The sequence below is a fragment of the Acinetobacter sp. LipI_15 genome (assembly GCF_058242865.1).
Window position 1 is genome coordinate 832,797 of sequence record NZ_JBZAYN010000001.1, and the last position, 19,467, is coordinate 852,263.

Annotated in this window: 16 protein-coding genes; 11 read left to right on the forward strand and 5 right to left on the reverse strand. The window is 39.9% G+C overall.

The genetic code is table 11. The annotated features are described in order from the left end of the window. Positions 1 to 165: 165 nt before the first annotated feature. Together AC4CU0_RS04015 and yccS are read right to left on the reverse strand one after the other, a co-directional pair. Positions 166 to 726 carry a YcxB family protein gene (locus tag AC4CU0_RS04015; protein WP_490742509.1) on the reverse strand — a complete coding sequence of 187 codons (561 nt, stop codon included), beginning with the start codon at positions 724 to 726 and terminating at the stop codon, positions 166 to 168. An 85-nt stretch (positions 727 to 811) separates the two neighbouring features. Beyond that, positions 812 to 2,980, reverse strand: a complete 2,169-nt coding sequence (gene yccS, locus AC4CU0_RS04020; protein ID WP_490742511.1) for a YccS family putative transporter — start codon at positions 2,978 to 2,980, stop codon at positions 812 to 814. A 135-nt stretch (positions 2,981 to 3,115) separates the two neighbouring features. Here yccS and AC4CU0_RS04025 point away from each other — a divergent pair, with 135 nt between their 5' ends. The 10 genes from AC4CU0_RS04025 to AC4CU0_RS04070 all read left to right on the forward strand — a co-directional run bounded on the left by AC4CU0_RS04025 (position 3,116) and on the right by AC4CU0_RS04070 (position 15,131). Beyond that, positions 3,116 to 4,318, forward strand: coding sequence for a multidrug effflux MFS transporter (locus AC4CU0_RS04025; RefSeq protein WP_490742512.1), 1,203 nt, complete (start codon positions 3,116 to 3,118; stop codon positions 4,316 to 4,318). A 644-nt stretch (positions 4,319 to 4,962) separates the two neighbouring features. Next, complete coding sequence (locus AC4CU0_RS04030) at positions 4,963 to 6,243, forward strand: DcaP family trimeric outer membrane transporter (RefSeq protein WP_490742513.1); 1,281 nt, start codon at positions 4,963 to 4,965, stop codon at positions 6,241 to 6,243. A gap of 632 nt (positions 6,244 to 6,875) precedes the next feature. Continuing rightward, the gene (gene gltS / locus AC4CU0_RS04035) at positions 6,876 to 8,117 is read left to right on the forward strand and encodes a sodium/glutamate symporter (RefSeq protein ID WP_490742514.1); all 1,242 of its coding nucleotides are present in this window, start codon (positions 6,876 to 6,878) and stop codon (positions 8,115 to 8,117) included. A gap of 59 nt (positions 8,118 to 8,176) precedes the next feature. Next, positions 8,177 to 9,652, forward strand: coding sequence for an alanine/glycine:cation symporter family protein (locus AC4CU0_RS04040; RefSeq protein ID WP_490742515.1), 1,476 nt, complete (start codon positions 8,177 to 8,179; stop codon positions 9,650 to 9,652). Between the two features lie 246 nt (positions 9,653 to 9,898). Continuing rightward, positions 9,899 to 10,891, forward strand: a complete 993-nt coding sequence (locus AC4CU0_RS04045; protein WP_180055511.1) for a patatin-like phospholipase family protein — start codon at positions 9,899 to 9,901, stop codon at positions 10,889 to 10,891. A gap of 373 nt (positions 10,892 to 11,264) precedes the next feature. Beyond that, a complete protein-coding gene (locus AC4CU0_RS04050; protein ID WP_168379284.1) occupies positions 11,265 to 11,441 on the forward strand; it encodes a hypothetical protein in 177 nt (58 codons plus the stop codon). A gap of 281 nt (positions 11,442 to 11,722) precedes the next feature. Then, positions 11,723 to 12,244, forward strand: a complete 522-nt coding sequence (locus AC4CU0_RS04055; protein WP_078191431.1) for an acyl-CoA thioesterase — start codon at positions 11,723 to 11,725, stop codon at positions 12,242 to 12,244. A 195-nt stretch (positions 12,245 to 12,439) separates the two neighbouring features. Next, positions 12,440 to 13,036 carry a TetR/AcrR family transcriptional regulator gene (locus tag AC4CU0_RS04060; RefSeq protein ID WP_180063249.1) on the forward strand — a complete coding sequence of 199 codons (597 nt, stop codon included), beginning with the start codon at positions 12,440 to 12,442 and terminating at the stop codon, positions 13,034 to 13,036. Continuing rightward, positions 13,033 to 14,238, forward strand: a complete 1,206-nt coding sequence (locus AC4CU0_RS04065; protein ID WP_490742516.1) for an MFS transporter — start codon at positions 13,033 to 13,035, stop codon at positions 14,236 to 14,238. The genes AC4CU0_RS04060 and AC4CU0_RS04065 overlap by 4 nt, the downstream gene beginning before the upstream one ends. Next, on the forward strand, positions 14,238 to 15,131 hold the full coding sequence (locus AC4CU0_RS04070) for a LysR substrate-binding domain-containing protein (protein ID WP_078192238.1): 894 nt from the start codon (positions 14,238 to 14,240) through the stop codon (positions 15,129 to 15,131). The genes AC4CU0_RS04065 and AC4CU0_RS04070 overlap by 1 nt, the downstream gene beginning before the upstream one ends. A gap of 120 nt (positions 15,132 to 15,251) precedes the next feature. Here the strand turns inward: AC4CU0_RS04070 and AC4CU0_RS04075 are convergent, their stop codons facing one another. Further along, complete coding sequence (locus AC4CU0_RS04075) at positions 15,252 to 16,160, reverse strand: DUF4349 domain-containing protein (protein ID WP_490742517.1); 909 nt, start codon at positions 16,158 to 16,160, stop codon at positions 15,252 to 15,254. A 215-nt stretch (positions 16,161 to 16,375) separates the two neighbouring features. Here AC4CU0_RS04075 and AC4CU0_RS04080 point away from each other — a divergent pair, with 215 nt between their 5' ends. Then, positions 16,376 to 16,984, forward strand: coding sequence for a glutathione S-transferase family protein (locus tag AC4CU0_RS04080; protein ID WP_490743457.1), 609 nt, complete (start codon positions 16,376 to 16,378; stop codon positions 16,982 to 16,984). Positions 16,985 to 17,048: 64 nt separating this feature from the next. Here AC4CU0_RS04080 and AC4CU0_RS04085 read toward each other — a convergent pair whose 3' ends face one another. Beyond that, positions 17,049 to 18,653: a bifunctional 3-(3-hydroxy-phenyl)propionate/3-hydroxycinnamic acid hydroxylase gene (locus AC4CU0_RS04085; protein ID WP_180007543.1), complete on the reverse strand. Its 1,605-nt coding sequence runs from the start codon at positions 18,651 to 18,653 to the stop codon at positions 17,049 to 17,051. 343 nt (positions 18,654 to 18,996) lie between these two features. Continuing rightward, entirely contained in the window at positions 18,997 to 19,218 is a 222-nt protein-coding gene (locus tag AC4CU0_RS04090; RefSeq protein WP_078191424.1) for a hypothetical protein, read from the reverse strand. Positions 19,219 to 19,467 lie beyond the last annotated feature (249 nt).

Below are 19,467 nucleotides of genomic sequence, written 5' to 3' on the forward strand. Positions count from 1 at the left end.
GTTGCTGAATTGCGACGAATTATAAACGATGATGTAGTAGAGAATGTGGAAAAAGTAAGTAATATTCATTCTCATTATTGTAATTATCAATGATCATTCGAAAATTAAACAGATAAAAAAACCTCCAAAAAGCGGAGGTTTTTTATACATAAATGTCTGTTTGGCTTAAATAGCTTTAGCAGGGCCTACAGTTTCATTTAAGTGTTTACGAATGGTCGAAAATGGAAACTTCTTGCTATCCATACGTTTAGGCAAGATGTATGCACCGTCTTGACCCTTCACTTTAAAGTTTAAAAGGATGAAGTCTTTAGTGTCATACCATTCATGAATGTCTTTCCAACCGACAGTCATCGTCCCCATGTTTGCGCCCATACGTTGCTGCATAGAGATCCCATGCGGCTGAACACCCATACGAATGCCTTTAATTTCTTGTACAGGGACTTCATTCAGTTTGCGTTTCGCATACCATTCGATACCGAATTTACGCACAAGGAAGTAAATCACAACACAGACAATAGCTACCCAGCAAAATACTGTTGAATAGTTCTTAATAAAGATGAGGCCCAAGAGTGCCAGTGCAAGAATTGCACCCATAATTAGCCATGTTTTTTTGCCAATTTTGAAGTTACTGCGAGACAGAACAAGTTGAGCATAACGTTGTTCTTCTTCAGAAATTTCATAAGCCACTGGCTCTAGCGTGTAGGCATATAAATTTTTTGCGGTCATAGTGAAAGTAACAGATTTAAAACTGTAAAAAGTTTAGCATTATTTATACCAATTCAGTGAGTATATTGTTCCAAAATCATCCAAATTATAGCGAAGCCAGTTCAGTCGATGCCTGATCATGCTCATGACTGAGATTTTGTTTCAATTGGCTAAATTGGTTCAACACGTTAAACATCAACGAAAGCTGTTGTAGCACGATCAAGGATTTTTGATCTTCCTCACTATTTTGTGACAACCGCTGACGGATTTCTTGCAACATATTTTGTGCCGTTAAGTCAGGTACTTCGTCACGTAGTAATGCACCTTGAATGTCATCTGTGGCTTTATCCAATAAGGTTAAGACCTGTTGGTCTTGAATTTTTTCACGATGCGCACCTAAGGCTGCGATATAACTAATAAAGGTATGATTGAGACACAAAAACTCAAAGGCCAAAGCTTTTTGAGTCGGATCGGTATCGGGTTCGGTGGCTAAAGTGGAAATCAGTGAAGCCACTTCTGCATCGGTATTATGGGCTGCACGACGGACCACACGATAATTCAACCCGTTATTACGACCAGATTTATATTGTTCAACCACTTCGGCCAAATAATCACACTGGGCTTGAATCGAACGGCTGATGGTTCGAGGCAGGCGACGGAATTTCCAGTCTGGGAAAATGAAACTCACACCAAACCATGCCAAGGCACAACCAATCAGTGTATCAATCATACGCGGCATAGCTGCAGCAAAACCCATTCCATCTAAGTTAAAGTTGATCAGCGCCAAAATGGTAATAAATGCAGTGGCTTGTGCATATTGCTTACTACGTAATTCAAAAAACAGCACGCCACTTAAAATGAGCAGTAATAACTGACCTTCGACAGAAGGGACAAAATATAAAATTGCATAACCTAAAATAATCCCGACCAAGGTGCCAATGATACGTAAATAGAGGCGGCGCTTGGTGGCGTTAAAGTTCGGCTGGCTGACAAACAGGGCAGTCAATAAAATCCAATAGCCATAACTGATATTGGTCACTTGGACAAAAATATAACCAATAAATAACACGGTCGATAAACGCACAGCATGACGGAACAGCACCGACTCAGGGCTCAAATGTTGTTTGAATCGAATGACGATGTCGTCCCAACCTTTTAAATCATCATCTTTTAAACGATTTTCAATCAGGGCTTGTCGGTCAATATAACGCTCGGTTTCGACGTTACGTAATTGCGCATCTATGCCTTTTAGGTTTTGGTATAAAGCAAATAAAGAGTTGATCCAAACTTCATCATATTTTTGCTCTTCACGCAGCTTTTCGAGTGACAGTTTTAGATTGTGGAATGCATGTTTAAAGCGTTGATTATGATGATATGGCTTTCGCTGTAAGATACTGATACTCAAATCTTTACAGGCTTTTCCTTGAATTGAAAGCACACGTTGAAAGCGAAATAAAATATCACTATGTTCAAAAATACGGGTCAATTTTTGATAATCAATATGCGCGGAATCGGCACGTTCATGAATGTCTTGCGCGACAAAATAATATTGCAGGCTACGACGCGTATCTTTTTGTCCACGGTCGCCTTTTAAACGCGTTAATAAGGCTGTTTTCATATCGTTGAAAATGCCAATTAATTTGCCATTTTCTAGCGATAGCTCAATCAAACTTTGCTGATAACTTTCCGGCGTCATATCGACATCGAACAAGTTAGATTTTGCAAATAAGAAGTCACCAAGGGACGAATAGCTTTGCGCCAATTTGTCCTGAACTTGACGCACTGGAAATAGTAGAAAGCTCAAAGTCGAAAGCAGTCCGTACCACATCGCACCGATGACCAATAAACCTGCTTGTGTATACCAATTTTCAAAAAGTTCGACCCCAAGCATGGAATACACGGAGATCACCAAACAGCCATAAGAAATGGTGGCGTAGCGACGACCCAATGAACCCAAAAGAATCCAACCGATACAAGACACAATTAGGCCTAATGCAAATAAAATCGGATGCGGGAATAACAGATAAATGGATACCGCAGTAATAAAGAATCCGATATAGGTATAAATTTGATTGAGCACGCGGACTGAAAAGCGGTCATCGATATCACTTAGACCCGCGGCAACCACCCCCAAGGTGAGGGGAATGGTCATCAATTGCTGATCTAAAAAATATGGGACAAAGGCTGTTCCTGCGAAGGCAATGACCATGCGCAAGTTATACATAAAGGTCGTGTTATAGGTTGCTTGTTTCAGTCGTGCGAGCCAGGCGTTCAAAATTTTTCCTTTGCTAAAGCGATGGGGCAGTAAGCAATGTGTATCGTGTGAATTTTCACATTGAAGCCAAGAAATAATACTATGTGCAGTGTAAACTTGTCTGCAAAACTTGCTTGCGATAAATGAATTATTCTTATGAAAAGCGTCGAATCACAAAAGGAATTTTCTCAACGCTGGATCGTCTTATTGGCGTTGCTGACTGCTTTGGGGCCACTTTCAATCGATATGTATTTGCCTGCTTTACCTCAAATGGCCGATGATTTTGGTGTCACAACCCAACAAGTGGCCAATAGTCTTCCTGCGTATTTCTTGGGTTTGGCGATTGGGCAGTTAATTTATGGGCCAGTCAGCGACCGCATTGGGCGTAAAACGCCGCTATATTTCGGTTTGGTTATATATATTTGTGCCAGTTTTCTGTGTGTCATTGCTAATAGTGAATGGAGCTTGATCGCGGCTCGCGTTTTGCAAGCATTGGGTGGCTGTGTCGGTGTAGTGATTGCCCGTGCCGCAATTCGTGATCGCTTAAGTATGCAAGCTTCTGCTCAGGCCTTTGCCAGTATGATGATCGTGACAACAATTGCACCAATCATTGCACCTACTTTAGGCGCATGGGTTTTGCAGGTGTTTGAATGGCAATACATATTTGCGGTATTGGTACTTATCGGTATTTTTTGTCTTTTCTGCGTACATTTTTTCTTTCAAGAAACCCTGCCTGTTGAGCGACGCTTAAAATTAAGTTTGAAACAAGTCTTAGGTTTATATGGTGCGATTTTACAGGACGAAACTTTCCGTAAACCGATGCTCACAGGCTGTTTCTCTGGCGCGATTTTATTTTGTTATATCAGTGGCTCATCTGCCATTTTGATGGATGGTTATGGTCTGAGCCAACAGCAATTTGCTTATGTATTTGGGGCGAATGCTTTAGGGATTATGGTGTTTTCAACCCTCAATAAGAAACTTGCAAATCGACTGGATGTTCGCCATCGTTTGCAATTGGGTAATGCACTTCAATTGTGTGGTGTGCTGATCTTATTGGCGGCAGGATTATTTCATCTTTCCTCTATCTTTGTTGTAATGTTTGGCATGTTCTTATGTGTTGCTTCAATCGGCTTCACTGGGCCAAATGCCATGGCATTGGCGATGTCTGAACAAGGCTCACGAGCTGGCACAGCCAGTGCCATTATGGGAAGTATGCAATTTGCGTGTGGTCTATTGGCCGGAGTGTTTTTGAACTTTTTAGTATGGTCAGCGCTGATCAATATGGCCCTGATTATGCTGCTATTTGTGGTTGTTGCAATGTTCACCATGCGTAGTTTAAAAGCTTCAGCCATGGGTTGAACTAAATGCAGGTGATGACGTTTAGCAGGTCTGACTTAAACGTCGGTCATCAACGTACGTGTATTATTGATCAAATATCCGCGTCACTCATTATAAATGTTCATCATCCATAACGATGAATGAGGGCGCTATTTATCGCACCTTGAGCTCAATTGCTGTTTACTCGAAACTTATATCTAAACAATCATCCATTTGGAAATAATTAGTGAAACTGTGGATCGCTGTTGTCCCACTCGAATGAAATAGAGCAACTGATAAATAAGTATTATTTGCATCAAACACAGTACTTTATGCTGAATCAATACATTGTGAATGTCTCTATCGGTAATATGTCGGATTTTATCATTTTTATGACATACCTATAGGGTATGGATATTTACCTTTAAGGTATGAGTAATGAGCTTTTTTGCCATCTGTATCGGCTAAGTCTGAATTTTAACTAAATATTTCAGTCTATTTTCAGTGATGGATTCAGCGTTTTTGCTTTTTGCTTTCAAGTATTTCGTTATTGGGGGCAACAAGTTGGGGCTTTAATGCGACTAAAGCACGGATATGCAGCTTGAAATTTGTCCGCTCAAATAGGCGAATAACAAAGCGCCCAGAGTTAGGGCATACAACAATGACAGGACAATAGAGAGCTTAGGATGAAAACTCAAACTGTATTCCACCCAATGAAAACCCTTGTTGTTGCCATGAGTTTGGCTACGGTCTCAATGACTCATGCAGGCAGCAATACTTCTGAAATTGAACAATTACGTGCAGAAGTTGCAGAACTGAAAAGTTTAATTAAAGCGCAGCAGCAAGTTCAACAACAGCAACAAACAGAGATTCAGCAAGTTAAAGCGCGTCCTGTTGCACCACCACCGCCACCAGCTACTCCAGCTGCAAGCTTAAAATCTAAAACAGGTGCAGATGTAAGTCTTTACGGTTTTGTTCGTGGTGATGCGAACTACATCATCGAAGGTGCGGATAACGACTTTAACAACGTACATACGTCTAAAGAAGAAGCACGAGATAAACTTCGCGCAACTGCAAAAACCACACGTTTTGGTTTAGATTTTACAGCACCTGTCGGTGGTGATAATAAAGTGGGCGGTAAAATTGAAGTCGACTTTGCAGATGCAAGTGGTTCAAATGATGGACTTCGCTTACGTCACGGTTACTTAACCTTTAACAACTGGTTATTTGGTCAAACGACATCTAACTTCTTATCTAGCCATGCACCAGAAATGATTGATTTCAATACAAACTTGGGTGGTGGTACTACACGTATTCCTCAAGTTCGTTATAACTACAAATTAGCTCCAGATACTCAATTATTTGTTTCTGCGGAAGAAGGGGATAGTAAAGGGACTGTTACTGCAGATCCGACATATCGCCTTCCAAACTTAACTGCCAAAGTGACTCAAGGTTTTGCAGCAGGTAAAGGTACCGCTTCAGCTCGTGCATTGGTTGAAAACTACAAATCTAAAGCTGCGGATGATACTGAAACAGCTTGGGGTGTAGCAGCGGGTGCATCTTATGCAGTGACTGATCAATTGAAATTGAATGGTGATGTTTCGTATACAGAAGGCAACAGCAACTATTTATATGGTTCTAACTCGGCTTACTCTGTTGTAGATGGCAACATCGAGCAAAACAAATTCACTGCTGTACAAGTGGGTGCAACTTATAAGTTTAATGAAAAACTACGTTCGACTTTAGCTTACGGCGCGCTATTTGCGGATGATGGCAGCGCGTATGCGAAAGATGCATTGAATTCAAATGCGAACGAAGAAGCACAGCAAGCTTGGATTAACTTTATTTACGCACCTGTAAAACCAGTTGAACTTGGCTTGGAATATGTGAACGGTAAACGCAAAAACTTTGCTGGTGAATCTTATAACGATGACCGCGTTGGCTTAATGGCTAAATATAGCTTCTAAGCTCAAATCATCGATCAGAATCGATCAAAAAAGCCTGACTTAGTTCAGGCTTTTTTTGTTTAAACAGAGGATGTATTAACACAAATGAACTCACAGCACTAAACAGATAGATTCATTAAATCGCCTGAGTCATGATGTCGTACTGGTTAAGGCAGGCGTTGAACCACGTCCTATAATGCATTATGTTCAAATCTTTAATATTTTATATAGATAAAAAATGCGAATGCATTTAAATAAAAACAATTAGATATAACTTTAAATTATAGAAAAATTAACTTTTTGCAATAAAAAGTACTGAAATTTTATTTTTCAGGCTGCATAATGTGCGACTTTTCAGAAATAGTGCGAAACAGTACAGACATACACAATGTTCTGTCATTAAATTTGCTTCATTTGAGGCTGTTTCTCAATTTAAAACTTTTAGCGATTTGTTAGTCATTTTGAGTTGATTTTTAAAGCTCAGACTTACTTATTTGAATCAGATGATGAATATTTTTCAAACTCTTTAGCTTGAGTCGTTTAATTGCATTATTGATTTGAAATTACAAAATGTAGTTGTATTTCAGACCATAAAGGCAGCTAATGCTGATAGAAGAGCTTTAAAAATATTCAAATAATTTTGGACAAATTATATGGAATTTACTTTTAACGCGTTTTATACCTTAATCGCAGCGGTAATTGTGCTTTTGTTGGGACGGTTTCTTGTTAATCGTATTGGTTTTTTAGGCCGATATAACATTCCAGAGCCTGTTGCCGGTGGTTTAGTTGCAGCGATTATTTCTTTAGTAGTGCACAGTCTTTGGGGCTATAGCATTACAACGAGTAGTGAATTACAAACGAGTTTCATGCTGATTTTCTTTGCTTCTATTGGTTTGAGTGCAAACTTTGCCAAATTGAAAGAAGGAGGAATTGGTCTTGTTATTTTTCTGGTAGCCGTTGCTTCTTTCATTGTTGTGCAGGATGTCGTTGGTATCAGTCTTGCGACTTTATTGGGTATTGATCCACTGATTGGTTTGATTGCAGGTTCAATTACGTTGACAGGTGGTCATGGTACAGCTGGTGCATGGGGTGAAATTTTAGAAGTTCAGCATGGCATTCAAGGTGCGTTAGCCTTAGGTATGGCAAGTGCGACATTTGGTTTGATTATTGGCGGTATTATCGGTGGTCCACTGGCGAAGCTATTAATCAACCGCTATCAACTTGCAACGCCCCGTAGTCATGAACAAATTGAAAAAAGTGATAACACGCCTTTAGCAGATATTAATTCAACAGAATATGTACCGTTTGAATATCCGCATCGAGTTCGTCTCATTACAGCAGATAATGCGATTACCACATTAGGTTTATTTGCAGGGTGTTTAGCATTTGCGGACTTCATGACAGGTTTTAGTAAAGGTACTGTATTTGAATTACCGACATTTGTTTGGGCACTGGCTGGCGGCGTAATTTTACGAAATGTACTGGAAGGTATTTTCCGTGTACAAATTTTCGACCGCGCTATCGATGTATTTGGTAATGCATCTCTATCTTTGTATTTGGCGATGGCATTGTTGTCATTAAAGTTATGGCAATTATCCGATCTCGCTGGCCCACTTGTAGTCATTTTGGGTGCACAAACGCTGACGATGGCTTTGTATGCTGCTTTTGTGACTTTCCGTGTCATGGGTAAAAACTATGATGCTGCTGTTTTATCAGCAGGTCACTGTGGTTTTGGTATGGGTGCAACGCCGACGGCTGTGGCAAATATGCAAGCGGTTACAAATATGTATGGCCCTTCACATAAGGCATTTTTAATTGTACCGCTATGTGGTGCATTCTTTGTTGACTTAATTAATGCGACGGTTATTCAGTTAATTCTCAAATTTTTCGCTTAATTCTACAAAGGCTCTAATTTAGAGCCTTTGTTTTTGTATTCGCATTTTAGGTATTGATTATGGATGAACAATTAAATGCAACTCTCATGGGCTGGGTCAAAGTTTTTAATGATCCACTTTGGGATTTCTTAGTCGTATTTTTAGTGGCGGTTGGTATTTTCTATACCTTAATCACTGGCGCAGTTCAGATTCGTCTATTTTTTCATAGTATTAAAGTGATGAAATCTAGCCGTAAAGAAGGCGATGATGAACATGGGATTACACCATTCCAAGCCTTTGTGACGGGACTGGCCAGTCGTGTCGGCGTAGGTAATGTCGCAGGTGTTGCAATTGCGATTGCGATTGGTGGGCCAGGTGCAGTGTTTTGGATGTGGTTTACCGCATTTTTAGGCATGAGTTCAGCATTTGTGGAATCTTCACTTGCACAGCTCTTTAAAGTGCGTGATACGCAAAATCAGCAATTCCGTGGTGGACCAGCGTATTACATTACACAAGGTTTAAAGCAAAAGTGGTTGGGTGTGGTTTTTGCCATCGCGCTGATTTCAACCTATGGTTTTGTCTTTAATGCGGTGCAAGCCAATGCGATTACAGGTGCGACCTCACATGCGTGGGGCTGGGATAAAGCCAACATCATTTTAGACTTAGGTGGTTTCGGTTTTGAAATCTCTTGGGTGGGCTTATTCTTGGTGCTCATAACTGCGCTGATTATTTTTGGCGGGATTAAACGGATCGCCAAAGTTGCAGAAAGATTTGTGCCCTTTATGGCTTTGCTTTATCTCGCAGTTGCTTTCTATGTTGCATTTGCTAACTTTGCGATTCTCCCAGATATTTTCCAGTTAATTTTCAGTAAAGCCTTTGAATTTGATGCAGCAGCAGGTGGTTTTTTCGGTGCCATGGTTTCTATGGCAATGATGCAAGGGATTAAACGTGGTTTATTCTCCAATGAAGCCGGTATGGGTTCTGCACCCAATGCTGCGGCAGCATCAGACGTTAAACACCCAGTCAATCAAGGCTTAGTTCAAATGCTCGGTGTATTTGTCGACACATTTGTGGTGTGTACCTGTACGGCCATCATTATTTTGGCGTCCGGTTTGTATGAAAATGCAGGCTTTGAAGGCGTTGCTTTGACGCAAATGGCGCTTGAGAGTCAGATTGGTGCTTGGGGAGATGACTTCCTTGCCATTATCTTGTTCTTATTCGCTTATTCTTCAGTAATCGGTAACTATGCTTATGCTGAAGGTAATGTACAGTTTATCAATAACAATCCTAAAGTGATGTTTATATTCCGCATATTCGTCCTCATGATGGTGTACTTTGGTTCAATCATGAGTGTGCCACTGATTTGGAACTTAGCAGACCTCTTCATGGGCGTGATGGCAAGTATTAACCTCTTTGCGATTCTATTGCTGACACCATTTTTATTGATGCTGTTGAAAGACTATACCTCACAGTTAAAACGTGGCGTAAAAGAGCCCGTGTTTAAAATGGATGAGCATCCAAAATATAAGGATCGCGTTAATTCCGATATTTGGTAAAGTCAAAAATTAACTTAAAAAGCTCCGTTATCGGGGCTTTTTTTGCTAGATAAGGGCTTAAATCCTGATGTGGAAATTCTGCTAGACATTGAAACTTTGACAGCCAATGACTTTCTAGGCTGTATGTCAATATAATGTGTATCGATCATCGGCATTAACGAATAATAACAGTGACGTGAATGCGGACTGATTAGACTACTTTTTCTCTTCAAATCTCGAGTTGTATTGTATTTGGAATATCTCTCAATGAAAAGCATAACTGTTTTGATGACTGCATTCGCAATCAGCCTTGTGGGTTGTCAAAGTGTGGGCTCAAAAACGGTCAGCGCTGAAACAACCTCACAAATTCGAACTTATACAGCAGCACCTGCTCAAGTTGCGAATAACCGCATTGACTTTAAAAAAGTGAAGAAGCAGGAAAAGCGTCCGATTGTTGCTTTGGTTTTAGGGAGTGGTGGGGCACGTGGTTATGCACACATTGGCGCCATTCAGATACTTGAACAGCAGGGAATACACCCTGATTTTATTGTTGGAACCAGTGCGGGCAGTATTGTAGGTTCAATCTATGCTTCAGGTAAAAGTGCCAATGAGTTAAGAGATATCGCCTTAAATATGAAAGCCAATGATGTTCGAGAAATACGCTTGGACAAAAAAGGTTTTTTTGACGGTAAAAAAGTTGAAGATTATATCAATGAGCAAGTTGATGACGTGCCTTTAGAGTTGTTAAAAACCCCGATGTATGTGGTGGCAACTGAGTTAAAGGATGGCAAAAAAGTCGTGTTCAACTATGGCAATACGGGACAGGCTGTTCGTGCCTCAGTGTCGATTCCGAGTATGTTTATTCCAACGATTATTGAAGACACAGAATATGTCGATGGCGGCTTGGTCAGCCCAGTTCCTGTGGATGTTGCACGAGATTTAGGGGCAGATATTATTATTGCGGTGGATATTTTGGCACGACCGATTCATACCGAAACGTCGAATGTTTGGGGCTTGTTTAACCAAAATATCAATATTATGCAAAATCGTTTAGCTCAAGAAGAACTCAAGCGTGCAGACATTGTGATTCAACCTGATTTACGTGAAAAAGCACATATATTTGATGTGAAAGGCCGTGAAGCGACGATGCTAGCAGGTGAAGAGGCAACTTTAGAAAAACTTGGAGAGATTTCTCGGGTTTATGCTGAACATCAATACAGCAAGGGGCATCATATTCCTTATTTAGCAGCCAAAGATTAGGCAGGTACAATCAGTAAATTGAAATGCATCCTGTTCACGTAATAGGGTGCATTTTATATTTTGGTCAGGCATTTTGATCTTCTCATGCTCAATAGCATCCAGTAATCATTAATATATTGGATGATGATTGGTTTTAGGTCTTAATCAAAAGATTTGCCAGATATAAAAATCGTGATAATAAAAAAATACACAGTTAATTATTTGAAATTAATTAAGAAAATCCTATTAATTGGTTTTACGTAGATTTTAAGAGTATATACCTATATTAGCATTTTTATTCATGTGCTTACGTTTACCAATAGCGTTGAAGTGTTTAGAATATCATCAGGTTATTAATACTTAAAACCAATAATTGTTTTGAAGGTAGCAGTAGATGAAAACGCTTGATGTGGGGCAAAAAGTAAAGCTTGCGATGATGGAAGATAGCGTATTTATTGTCACTCATGTACATGTCGATAATTCTTATACGCTAGAAAGCACTAATGATGGTGAACAAAAAACCAGCTATGACAACGTATCTTTCGAGATGTTAAAAGTCTTAGAAGATTAAGTTTAATGCCGTGCTATGTTGAATCGATGGAACAACGCGTTTTAATGAATATGTTTTAAATATAAAACACAGCGTAGCTTTGCTTAAAAAACTGATAGTAAGCGCGATAACTACTTGTTTATCGGGTGTATATCGTTATCGATATATATTTTACTGAATGATGGTATGATCACTATAAATAATAATGATGGTTTTTTTGCCGATTTGAACATTTAATTTTGATTAAAATCTATATAATAATCACATTAATCATTGTTATATCACGAGTCTAGAGAAACAAGATGTCCCCATTAGATCAAATTGCGAATGCACTAGACGACCAGTCAGAATTATCGATGTCAGTTTTAATGACTCCTGACATGGCGAATTTTTCGGGTAATGTGCATGGTGGAACGATTCTAAAATTGTTAGACCAAGTCGCGTATGCTTGTGCAAGTCGCTATTCTGGTAGCTACGTGGTGACACTATCAGTCGATAAAGTGAATTTTAAAGAACCAATTCACGTGGGTGAGTTAGTGACTTTCCTTGCAAGTGTGAACCATGTAGGTCGTACTTCTATGGAAATTGGTATTCGTGTTGAAGCGCAGAACATTCAAAAACGTACAGTGCGTCATACCAATAGTTGCTATTTCACAATGGTCGCTGTAGATGATCAAGGTAAACCGAAACAAATTCCGGCATTGAATCTAGATAATGACTGGAAACGTTGTCGTTTCGAAGCTGCGGAACATCGTAAAGTGGCGCGTTTACAGGAAAATCATCATCCTTCTTGCAGTATTTATAAAAAGTCGACACAAAGCTAATCGCTTTGGTGGCTGAATATTTGAAAAGATCGCTTAAGCGATCTTTTTTTTATTCTGAAATTCGTCTGGAGAGTGCAGTAGGGATTTGAATTCCGAGTGTGCGACTAAAGTTTTTTTCTTCAAAGCTTAGTTAAAGATAGTCATTCAGTCCAATACCGTTTAATATAAAACGATACGTATCGTTTTTTTTAAATTATGAGTGAAACTGAAAAAACTTCTCGGCGTAAGCAATGTATCTTACAGGCAGTCACAGATGCTTTAGCGGAAAGTGATTATCGAAGCATGACCATTGAAGATATTGCGGCTCGTGCAGGCGTGGGAAAATCGACGATTTACCGTTGGTGGAAGCATAAGTCCGATCTGGTTTTCGATGCTTTTAAAGCGCACACCGCGTCGGTGTTTGAACTCGATTTATCACAAAGTTTAGAGTTCAATCTAAATCAACAATTGCTCAAACTATCACGGGCTTTAAATCAGCATGTGGGTCGAGCATTGCTGGTCGTTTTGGCGGAGCATCGTGAAGCAGCGGGTGAGTTTTTTAAACAGTATTTGTTACCTCGACGCGAAGCGACACGTGAGCTGATTCAATTGGCCATTCAACGTGGAGAAATTCGAGCGGATTATCCTTTTGAGCTGATGTTAGATATGTTGTATGGCCCGATTCATTATCAGATCATTTTCTTTAATACTCAGCCAGATGAAGACTATATCAAGCGACTGGTGCAGTTGGCGCTTAAGCCGATTCTGATTGAATCAGAAGCCACACATGGTGGTGAGGCAAGGACATCATGATCCATCAAAATCATGCATCACTATGGAACAAGTCTTTTGTTTTTTGTTTGTGTAATAACTTGTTTTTATTTAGCTATTACTTTGCGCTGCTGACCATATTGCCCATTTATATTATGAAAGAATTGGGTGGTACGATTCAGCAAGCGGGTATGGCTTTAACGCTGTTTTTGGTGTCATCCATTGCGATTCGTCCCTTTTCCGGCATGATCATTGAGCGTTTTGGTAAAGCCAATTCTGTACGTATTTCAGGCTTTATCTTTGTCGTTTTTGCGCTGAGTTATTTGTGGATTGACAGCATGTGGTCGTTGTTGGTCATTCGTTTTTTACATGGTTTTTGGTTCAGTATATTAACCACGGTCAATGTTCCCATCGTAAATGATTACATCCCAGATCATCGAAAGGGCGAAGGCATGGGCTACTTTGTCATGTCGACCAACTTAGGCGTGGTGATCGGGCCATTTTTAGCGCTGAGTATGATTCAATTCAGCAGTTTTAGTACCTTATTTGCAGTATTAGCCTTCTTGGTTGCAGTGGGCTATATTTTTACGTGGTTAGTTCAAATACAAGAATACGTACAGCATAAATCAAGTGATCAAGCGAGCCAATCCGCAGCCATCCAATGGCGTGATGTGATTGAAACACGAGTACTTGCCATCAGTTTTGTGGCACTACTAACTGCGTTTGCATATTCGAGTGTGATGAGTTTTATCACCGCTTATGCAGAGTTGAAGCATTTACTCGCTTATACCAGTATCTTTTTTATTGTCTTTGCTGTGTCGATGTTGATCGTCCGTCCTTGGGTTGGCAAAGTTTATGATCGCAAAGGCCCGAGTGCAGTCATCTATCCATCCTTTATTTGCTTTGCCATTGGTTTGGTGATTGTGAGTTTTCTCACGAATCAATGGGTGCTTTGGATATCGGCCGTTTTTATGGGCATCGGCTACGGTTCAGTGTTCCCATGCCTGCAAACGGTCGCGATTCAAACGGTAGAAAAAGCCCGAATGGGACATGCGATATCCACCTTTTTTGCCTTGTTTGATATTGGCCTTGCTGTCGGTTCGGTCATTATGGGTGTGCTGATTGCATACTTTGGATTTCAGGCAACCTATTTATTTTGTGCGGTGATGGTGCTGTTCACTTTGTGGATGTATCGTTTATTCGTGGCAAACCAATTTAAACGCAGTGCTTTAGGAGCTGAATAATGGAATTACGACATCTACGATATTTTGTTGCGGTTGCCGAAGAGCTAAATTTTACCAAGGCTGCGCAGCGAATGTGTACTGTGCAACCTTCTTTAAGTCAGCAAATTAAAGACCTAGAACAGGAAGTTGGGGTGCAATTATTGATGCGAACCAACCGAAAAGTTGAACTGACTGCAGAAGGTCAGGCCTTTTTAAAAGAAGCGCGTTTGAGTTTAGAGCATGCTGAAAAAGCCATGATAGATGCGCGTCAAATTGCGAAGCTCAGTAAAGAACAACTGAATATCGGCTTTGTTCCTGTGGCTGAAATGAAGGTCTTTCCTTATATCATGCCAAATATTCGAGCTCAGTTTCCTGAGTTAAAAATTCATTTTCATAGTTTAATGGATGTCGATCAGATCAGCGCAGTGCGTAAAGGGGAAATTGATATTGCCTTTACCCGTTATGTCGAAGAAAGCCCTGATATAGAATCTGTTCAGATTTTTACTGAGCCTTTGGCGCTGATTGTGCCGAAAAATTCGCCTGTGGCAGAACAGCGGCATATCAGCATTAAAAACATGAATAATCAGGATTTTATTATTAGTGATGAACATTCATCACCTGAGCTATACCGAATTATTCAAGATTTCTTTAAGCAAAATAAACTGAATGTGAACTTGGTGCAGCATTCGACCAATATTTTGTTAAATGTCAATTTGGTCGGTATGGGCGTGGGATGGAGTTTAGTACCGTCTTATGTCATTCCTTTGCTCGGTGATAAAATATTGGTTAAAAGTACCGTTGAACCTTTGCCGACCATTGGTTTGTATGCAAGCTATCGAAAAGATCGTAAAAATGATGCGATCGAGTTGATTTTAAAAGTATTAAAAGAGCAGTTCTATATGGGCTTTTTCTAAGCCTTTAAATATTGCCCTAAGATTTAAATGAAAAAATCCCGAATTAAGCGCTTCGGGATTTTTTTAGTTATCGTATTTTTAATCATAGATTAAATGAAGAATGGAGCTTGTTCAGCTCATTCATTTAAACCATTTTTGTAAATAGGGTTTCATCACACGGTATGCAATCAAACCGATAATAATAATCAGATAGAGTGGCCAAATCGTAATGAGAATAACCAGCAGGCTCAACACAAATTGCCAACCTTTTTGAATACCGTACCACGCTCTTTGCCAGAAACTATCGCCATTTAACTGCGCAATAGCATCAAGATTAATATCGATATGTTCACGGACAGTGGCAGGTTGAGTAAATCCAATCACAATCGTGCTATAGCGGACACGATCTTGAACTTCTAAGCGGGTCAGACGTGAGATTTCATTGATTTGTGCTGCTGCAACATGGTCGGGCACGACCTGTGTTTGCGACATTTTTTCTTCGAGTAGTTTTAGCTCATAGCGTTTTGCCGAATATTGCTGACGGTTCAAAAAATGCATTAGTGGCAACAGTTGATTGACGAAATGTGCAGCTTTTTCACTTGGCACACGAATGATCATTTCCGCTTGCGGATTTACTTTTTCAAAGATTTTAATTTTGCCGTCAGCAATCGGGTAGGATTGACTCTCTTGCACCACAAAGTCGATATTTTTCTGTTCAATAAAGCCACCTAAACTTAGCGTGAGTTTTTCAATTTCTAAGGCCGTTTTAACCACATCTTTCGACTCAAAACTGACATTGGCTTCTCGAACCATTTTACGAGAGGCTTCGGCTGGGTTGACCTGCTCATTTAAAATAGTTTCAGGTTTTTGTGTTGTTGCAGGCGTGGTAGACGGCTCATTGGAAGTGCTTTCCGCTGCTTGATCTTGCTGTGTACTGACTTGAGCAGGTTGTGCATCTGCGCTGGCTTCAGTTGCCATTTCTTCGGTTTTCTTGGAACAGCCTGAAATTAAAATCACCGTAAACATGGCAATTAAATATTTATTTTTCATCGATGTAGAGCTCAATTGTTTGATTATCAGAAAGTCGGAGTAAATACTTTTTGCTTTAAATATAAATTCAAATTTAGCGTAATTATTAGTCGGGCGTATTGTATCGGAAAGTGTTTAAAGCACGGATGAACGCAACATAATTCTACATAAAGCCGCGTATAGTAATAGACAGAATAACAAGGATGAAAATAAGGATATCTACAATGAACCCAGCAATGAAACTCTACAGCAATCCACGCTCACGCAGTAATACCATTCTGCCTTTATTAAAAGAATTAGACATCGAGTCAGAAGTTGACATTATTGAAGTGCCATATGAAGAGATGCATCAAGCGGCATATCTCAAGATTAATCCCATGGGCAAAGTTCCCTGCTTGGTCGATGGTATTGCTGTGATCAGTGAAACTGCAGCCATCTTTAGCTATTTAGCCGATAAATTCAGTGACAAAGGTTTAGCACCCGCATTGGATGATCCAAAACGGGGTGAATATTTGAAATGGATGTTTTTTTGTCATGGTCCGCTGACTGAATATATGGACATGAAAAATGTCGGCATTAGTACTGAGTTGATGGATGAAAAACGTGGCAGTTTGAGTTTTGGTAATGAAAAAATACTTTTAGATTTTATTAAAACAGGGCTTGCGCAGGCCCAGCCATATCTGTTGGGGGATAAAATTAGCGCAGCAGATTTGTATTTAGCTTATTGGATGGTGTATGCAATTTCATTCAAAATAATGCCATATTTAGATGAATTTAAACCTTTTATTCAGCAGATTCAGCAACGTGAATCGGTAAAAGATGTGCATTGGTTTCAGTCGGTTTAAACCGATTTGTCGTCAAAAAAACCACGCGATGTGCGTGGTTTTTTTAATTGGGTACTAAACCCAATTAAGCATGCAATTTTGCAAACAATTGTTGGCTCACACTGTCTAAAGTTTGTGGAATTGCAATCGCTGCAACAAAACGGTCTGGGCGAAGAATCGTAACAGATTCAGTGGTTTTACCAAACCAACCACGAATATCGGTACCAATATCACCAATCGTAATCACATTGTCGTACTTGGTGCGATTTTCATTGCTAAGCTGAACAGCAGGCAATACTTGGATAAATTTAACGCCCAATTTTTGCCATTTTTTCATGGTCGCATCTGACAGACCCCATTTCGGATCGACGCCCCAAGCAATGATTGCAAAGTCGTTACCGATGACTTCATCAAGTAGGACTTTTTCACCAGATTCAAGTTGAACATATGGTTGAATGAACATTTTACCCACAGGTGAATCTTTAACACCGTTATTGATCAATGCACCATCGTTGTACTTCGGCATTGGCTTGAAGCGCATTTCCAATAGATATTGTTTGATCGGTTTGATGTAATTGAGCGCATACGCGATACCATCACGCACGAAACCTTGCCATTTTTTTGGTGGCGCAAGGACATGACCCGCCATTACAGAAAGATCAATCATCGCTTTGGCATGATCTTTACGTTCAACTTGGTATGTATCTAAAAGCGCTGGGCCAGCTTTGCCTTGTACAACCATTGCAACTTTCCACGCAAGGTTGAACGCATCACGCATACCACTGTTATAGCCTTGACCTTGCCATACTGGCATGATGTGCGCAGCATCACCTGCAAGTAAAATACGGTCTACACGGAATTTATCTGCAATACGGGCATTGTGGGTATAAACACGCTGACGAATCACTTCAATACCGTCGGTCGTTGGAAGCACTTTCGACAATAATTTGGCAATGTTTTCAGGTTTGCTTAATTCTTCTTGAGTTTCACCAGGCATCACCATAAATTCGAAACGACGAATACCGTGTGGAAGAGCAGCAGATACATAAGGACGCACAGGGTCACAGCATAGGTAAATGTGTGGCGTTGCAAGTGGGTCATTATTGATGTCGATCACGATCCATTGGTTCGGTGCAGTTTTACCATCGAAGCCGATGTTGAGGGTACGACGGACCACTGAGTTGCCACCATCACAAGCAATCAAATACTGCGCTTGAATTTTTTCAGCTTCACCGTCTTTATTTTGAATATTTAGCGTTACACCATTGGCATCTTGGCTAAAATCAGACAATTGACGAGAGAATAAAACATTTGTGGTTTCGTACTGTTTTAAACCTTGTAGTAGTACATTATCGACTTGCGGTTGAATAAAGGCATTACGACGTGAGAAACCAAATTCACGAGTGAGCGGTTGAATGTCAGCGAAACAACGACCTTTAGGGGTTAAGAAACGCATCGCGTGGTTCGGTGTTGTATGTGGTAATACTTGATCCACTAAACCTAATGATTGGATGGTACGTAATGATTCATCATCAATACCAATCGCACGTGGGTAGTCAATCAGGCTGTCCAGTTGTTCAATCACAGTGACTTTGACACCTTGCTTACTTAAGTAGTTTGCAATGGTTAAGCCGACAGGACCTGCGCCCAGAATGGCAACTTCCGTTGTGTAATTTGCTTTATTGCTCATGCGTAAACATCCAATCACTTCACATATGCCACTATTAAGTTCTAAAGCAAGGCTTTCAACAAGCTAGGCATAAGTCGAAACGATGAATCGAATTGTCGTGTTTTTTGCAGGGTTTTATTTTAAGTGAATGATATATATTTATTTATATGAAAATCATCAATCATTTTGAATGATTTATCTATCATTAAAATCTATCAATTAGTAGCTTTGAACATAAAAAAGCCGAACCATTTTTCAATGATCCGGCGACTTTAATTCATTTAGCACAACATTCTATTAGTGAGGGATAAATGTTGAGCAGCAGACTAAATGAATTTAGCGTGTGGAGTACGCTATCCGTCTATTACTGAGCAGGTTGAGCTGGTGCAGAACCTTCAGCATTGGCTTCTGAAGCAGGTTGAGCAGCAGTACCTTCAGCAGCAGTTGTTTCAGTCGCTGGCTGTTCTTGAGTGCTAACCACTACTTTTTCCTGTTCAGGTGCTTCTTGTTTATCTTTGCTTGCAGCAAAACTTGTTGCAGCTGCAGCAGCTAGAGTAGAAGCAAGTAAAATTTGAGTTAATTTCATTTTGAGCATCCTTATATATTTTAGTAAGTCCTGAAAAGATCATCACGTCCATCAGGAGAGAACTCATGCTAAATTGAGAAAACCGAGTGATCAATGCGAGCAACAAAGTGAAACAGACTGGTTAACTGGATGAATACATAACCGTCCATCCTGTGTTTTAAATGTAAAAAAATATCGGAATCTTCATTTAACTTTGCAAGAAAAAATGACCAAATCGGCTTCATGATTCATTCATTGTTTACATGATGA

What these genes read in the sequence shown, in the direction of transcription:
- AC4CU0_RS04015 (WP_490742509.1), bottom strand. Translation starts at nt 726, where the DNA reads ATGACCGCAAAAAATTTATATGCCTACACGCTAGAGCCAGTGGCTTAT.
- AC4CU0_RS04025 (WP_490742512.1), top strand. Translation starts at nt 3,116, where the DNA reads ATGAAAAGCGTCGAATCACAAAAGGAATTTTCTCAACGCTGGATCGTC.
- AC4CU0_RS04030 (WP_490742513.1), top strand. Translation starts at nt 4,963, where the DNA reads ATGAAAACTCAAACTGTATTCCACCCAATGAAAACCCTTGTTGTTGCC.
- gltS (WP_490742514.1), top strand. Translation starts at nt 6,876, where the DNA reads ATGGAATTTACTTTTAACGCGTTTTATACCTTAATCGCAGCGGTAATT.
- AC4CU0_RS04040 (WP_490742515.1), top strand. Translation starts at nt 8,177, where the DNA reads ATGGATGAACAATTAAATGCAACTCTCATGGGCTGGGTCAAAGTTTTT.
- AC4CU0_RS04045 (WP_180055511.1), top strand. Translation starts at nt 9,899, where the DNA reads ATGAAAAGCATAACTGTTTTGATGACTGCATTCGCAATCAGCCTTGTG.
- AC4CU0_RS04050 (WP_168379284.1), top strand. Translation starts at nt 11,265, where the DNA reads ATGAAAACGCTTGATGTGGGGCAAAAAGTAAAGCTTGCGATGATGGAA.
- AC4CU0_RS04055 (WP_078191431.1), top strand. Translation starts at nt 11,723, where the DNA reads ATGTCCCCATTAGATCAAATTGCGAATGCACTAGACGACCAGTCAGAA.
- AC4CU0_RS04060 (WP_180063249.1), top strand. Translation starts at nt 12,440, where the DNA reads ATGAGTGAAACTGAAAAAACTTCTCGGCGTAAGCAATGTATCTTACAG.
- AC4CU0_RS04065 (WP_490742516.1), top strand. Translation starts at nt 13,033, where the DNA reads ATGATCCATCAAAATCATGCATCACTATGGAACAAGTCTTTTGTTTTT.
- AC4CU0_RS04070 (WP_078192238.1), top strand. Translation starts at nt 14,238, where the DNA reads ATGGAATTACGACATCTACGATATTTTGTTGCGGTTGCCGAAGAGCTA.
- AC4CU0_RS04075 (WP_490742517.1), bottom strand. Translation starts at nt 16,160, where the DNA reads ATGAAAAATAAATATTTAATTGCCATGTTTACGGTGATTTTAATTTCA.
- AC4CU0_RS04080 (WP_490743457.1), top strand. Translation starts at nt 16,376, where the DNA reads ATGAAACTCTACAGCAATCCACGCTCACGCAGTAATACCATTCTGCCT.
- AC4CU0_RS04085 (WP_180007543.1), bottom strand. Translation starts at nt 18,653, where the DNA reads ATGAGCAATAAAGCAAATTACACAACGGAAGTTGCCATTCTGGGCGCA.
- AC4CU0_RS04090 (WP_078191424.1), bottom strand. Translation starts at nt 19,218, where the DNA reads ATGAAATTAACTCAAATTTTACTTGCTTCTACTCTAGCTGCTGCAGCT.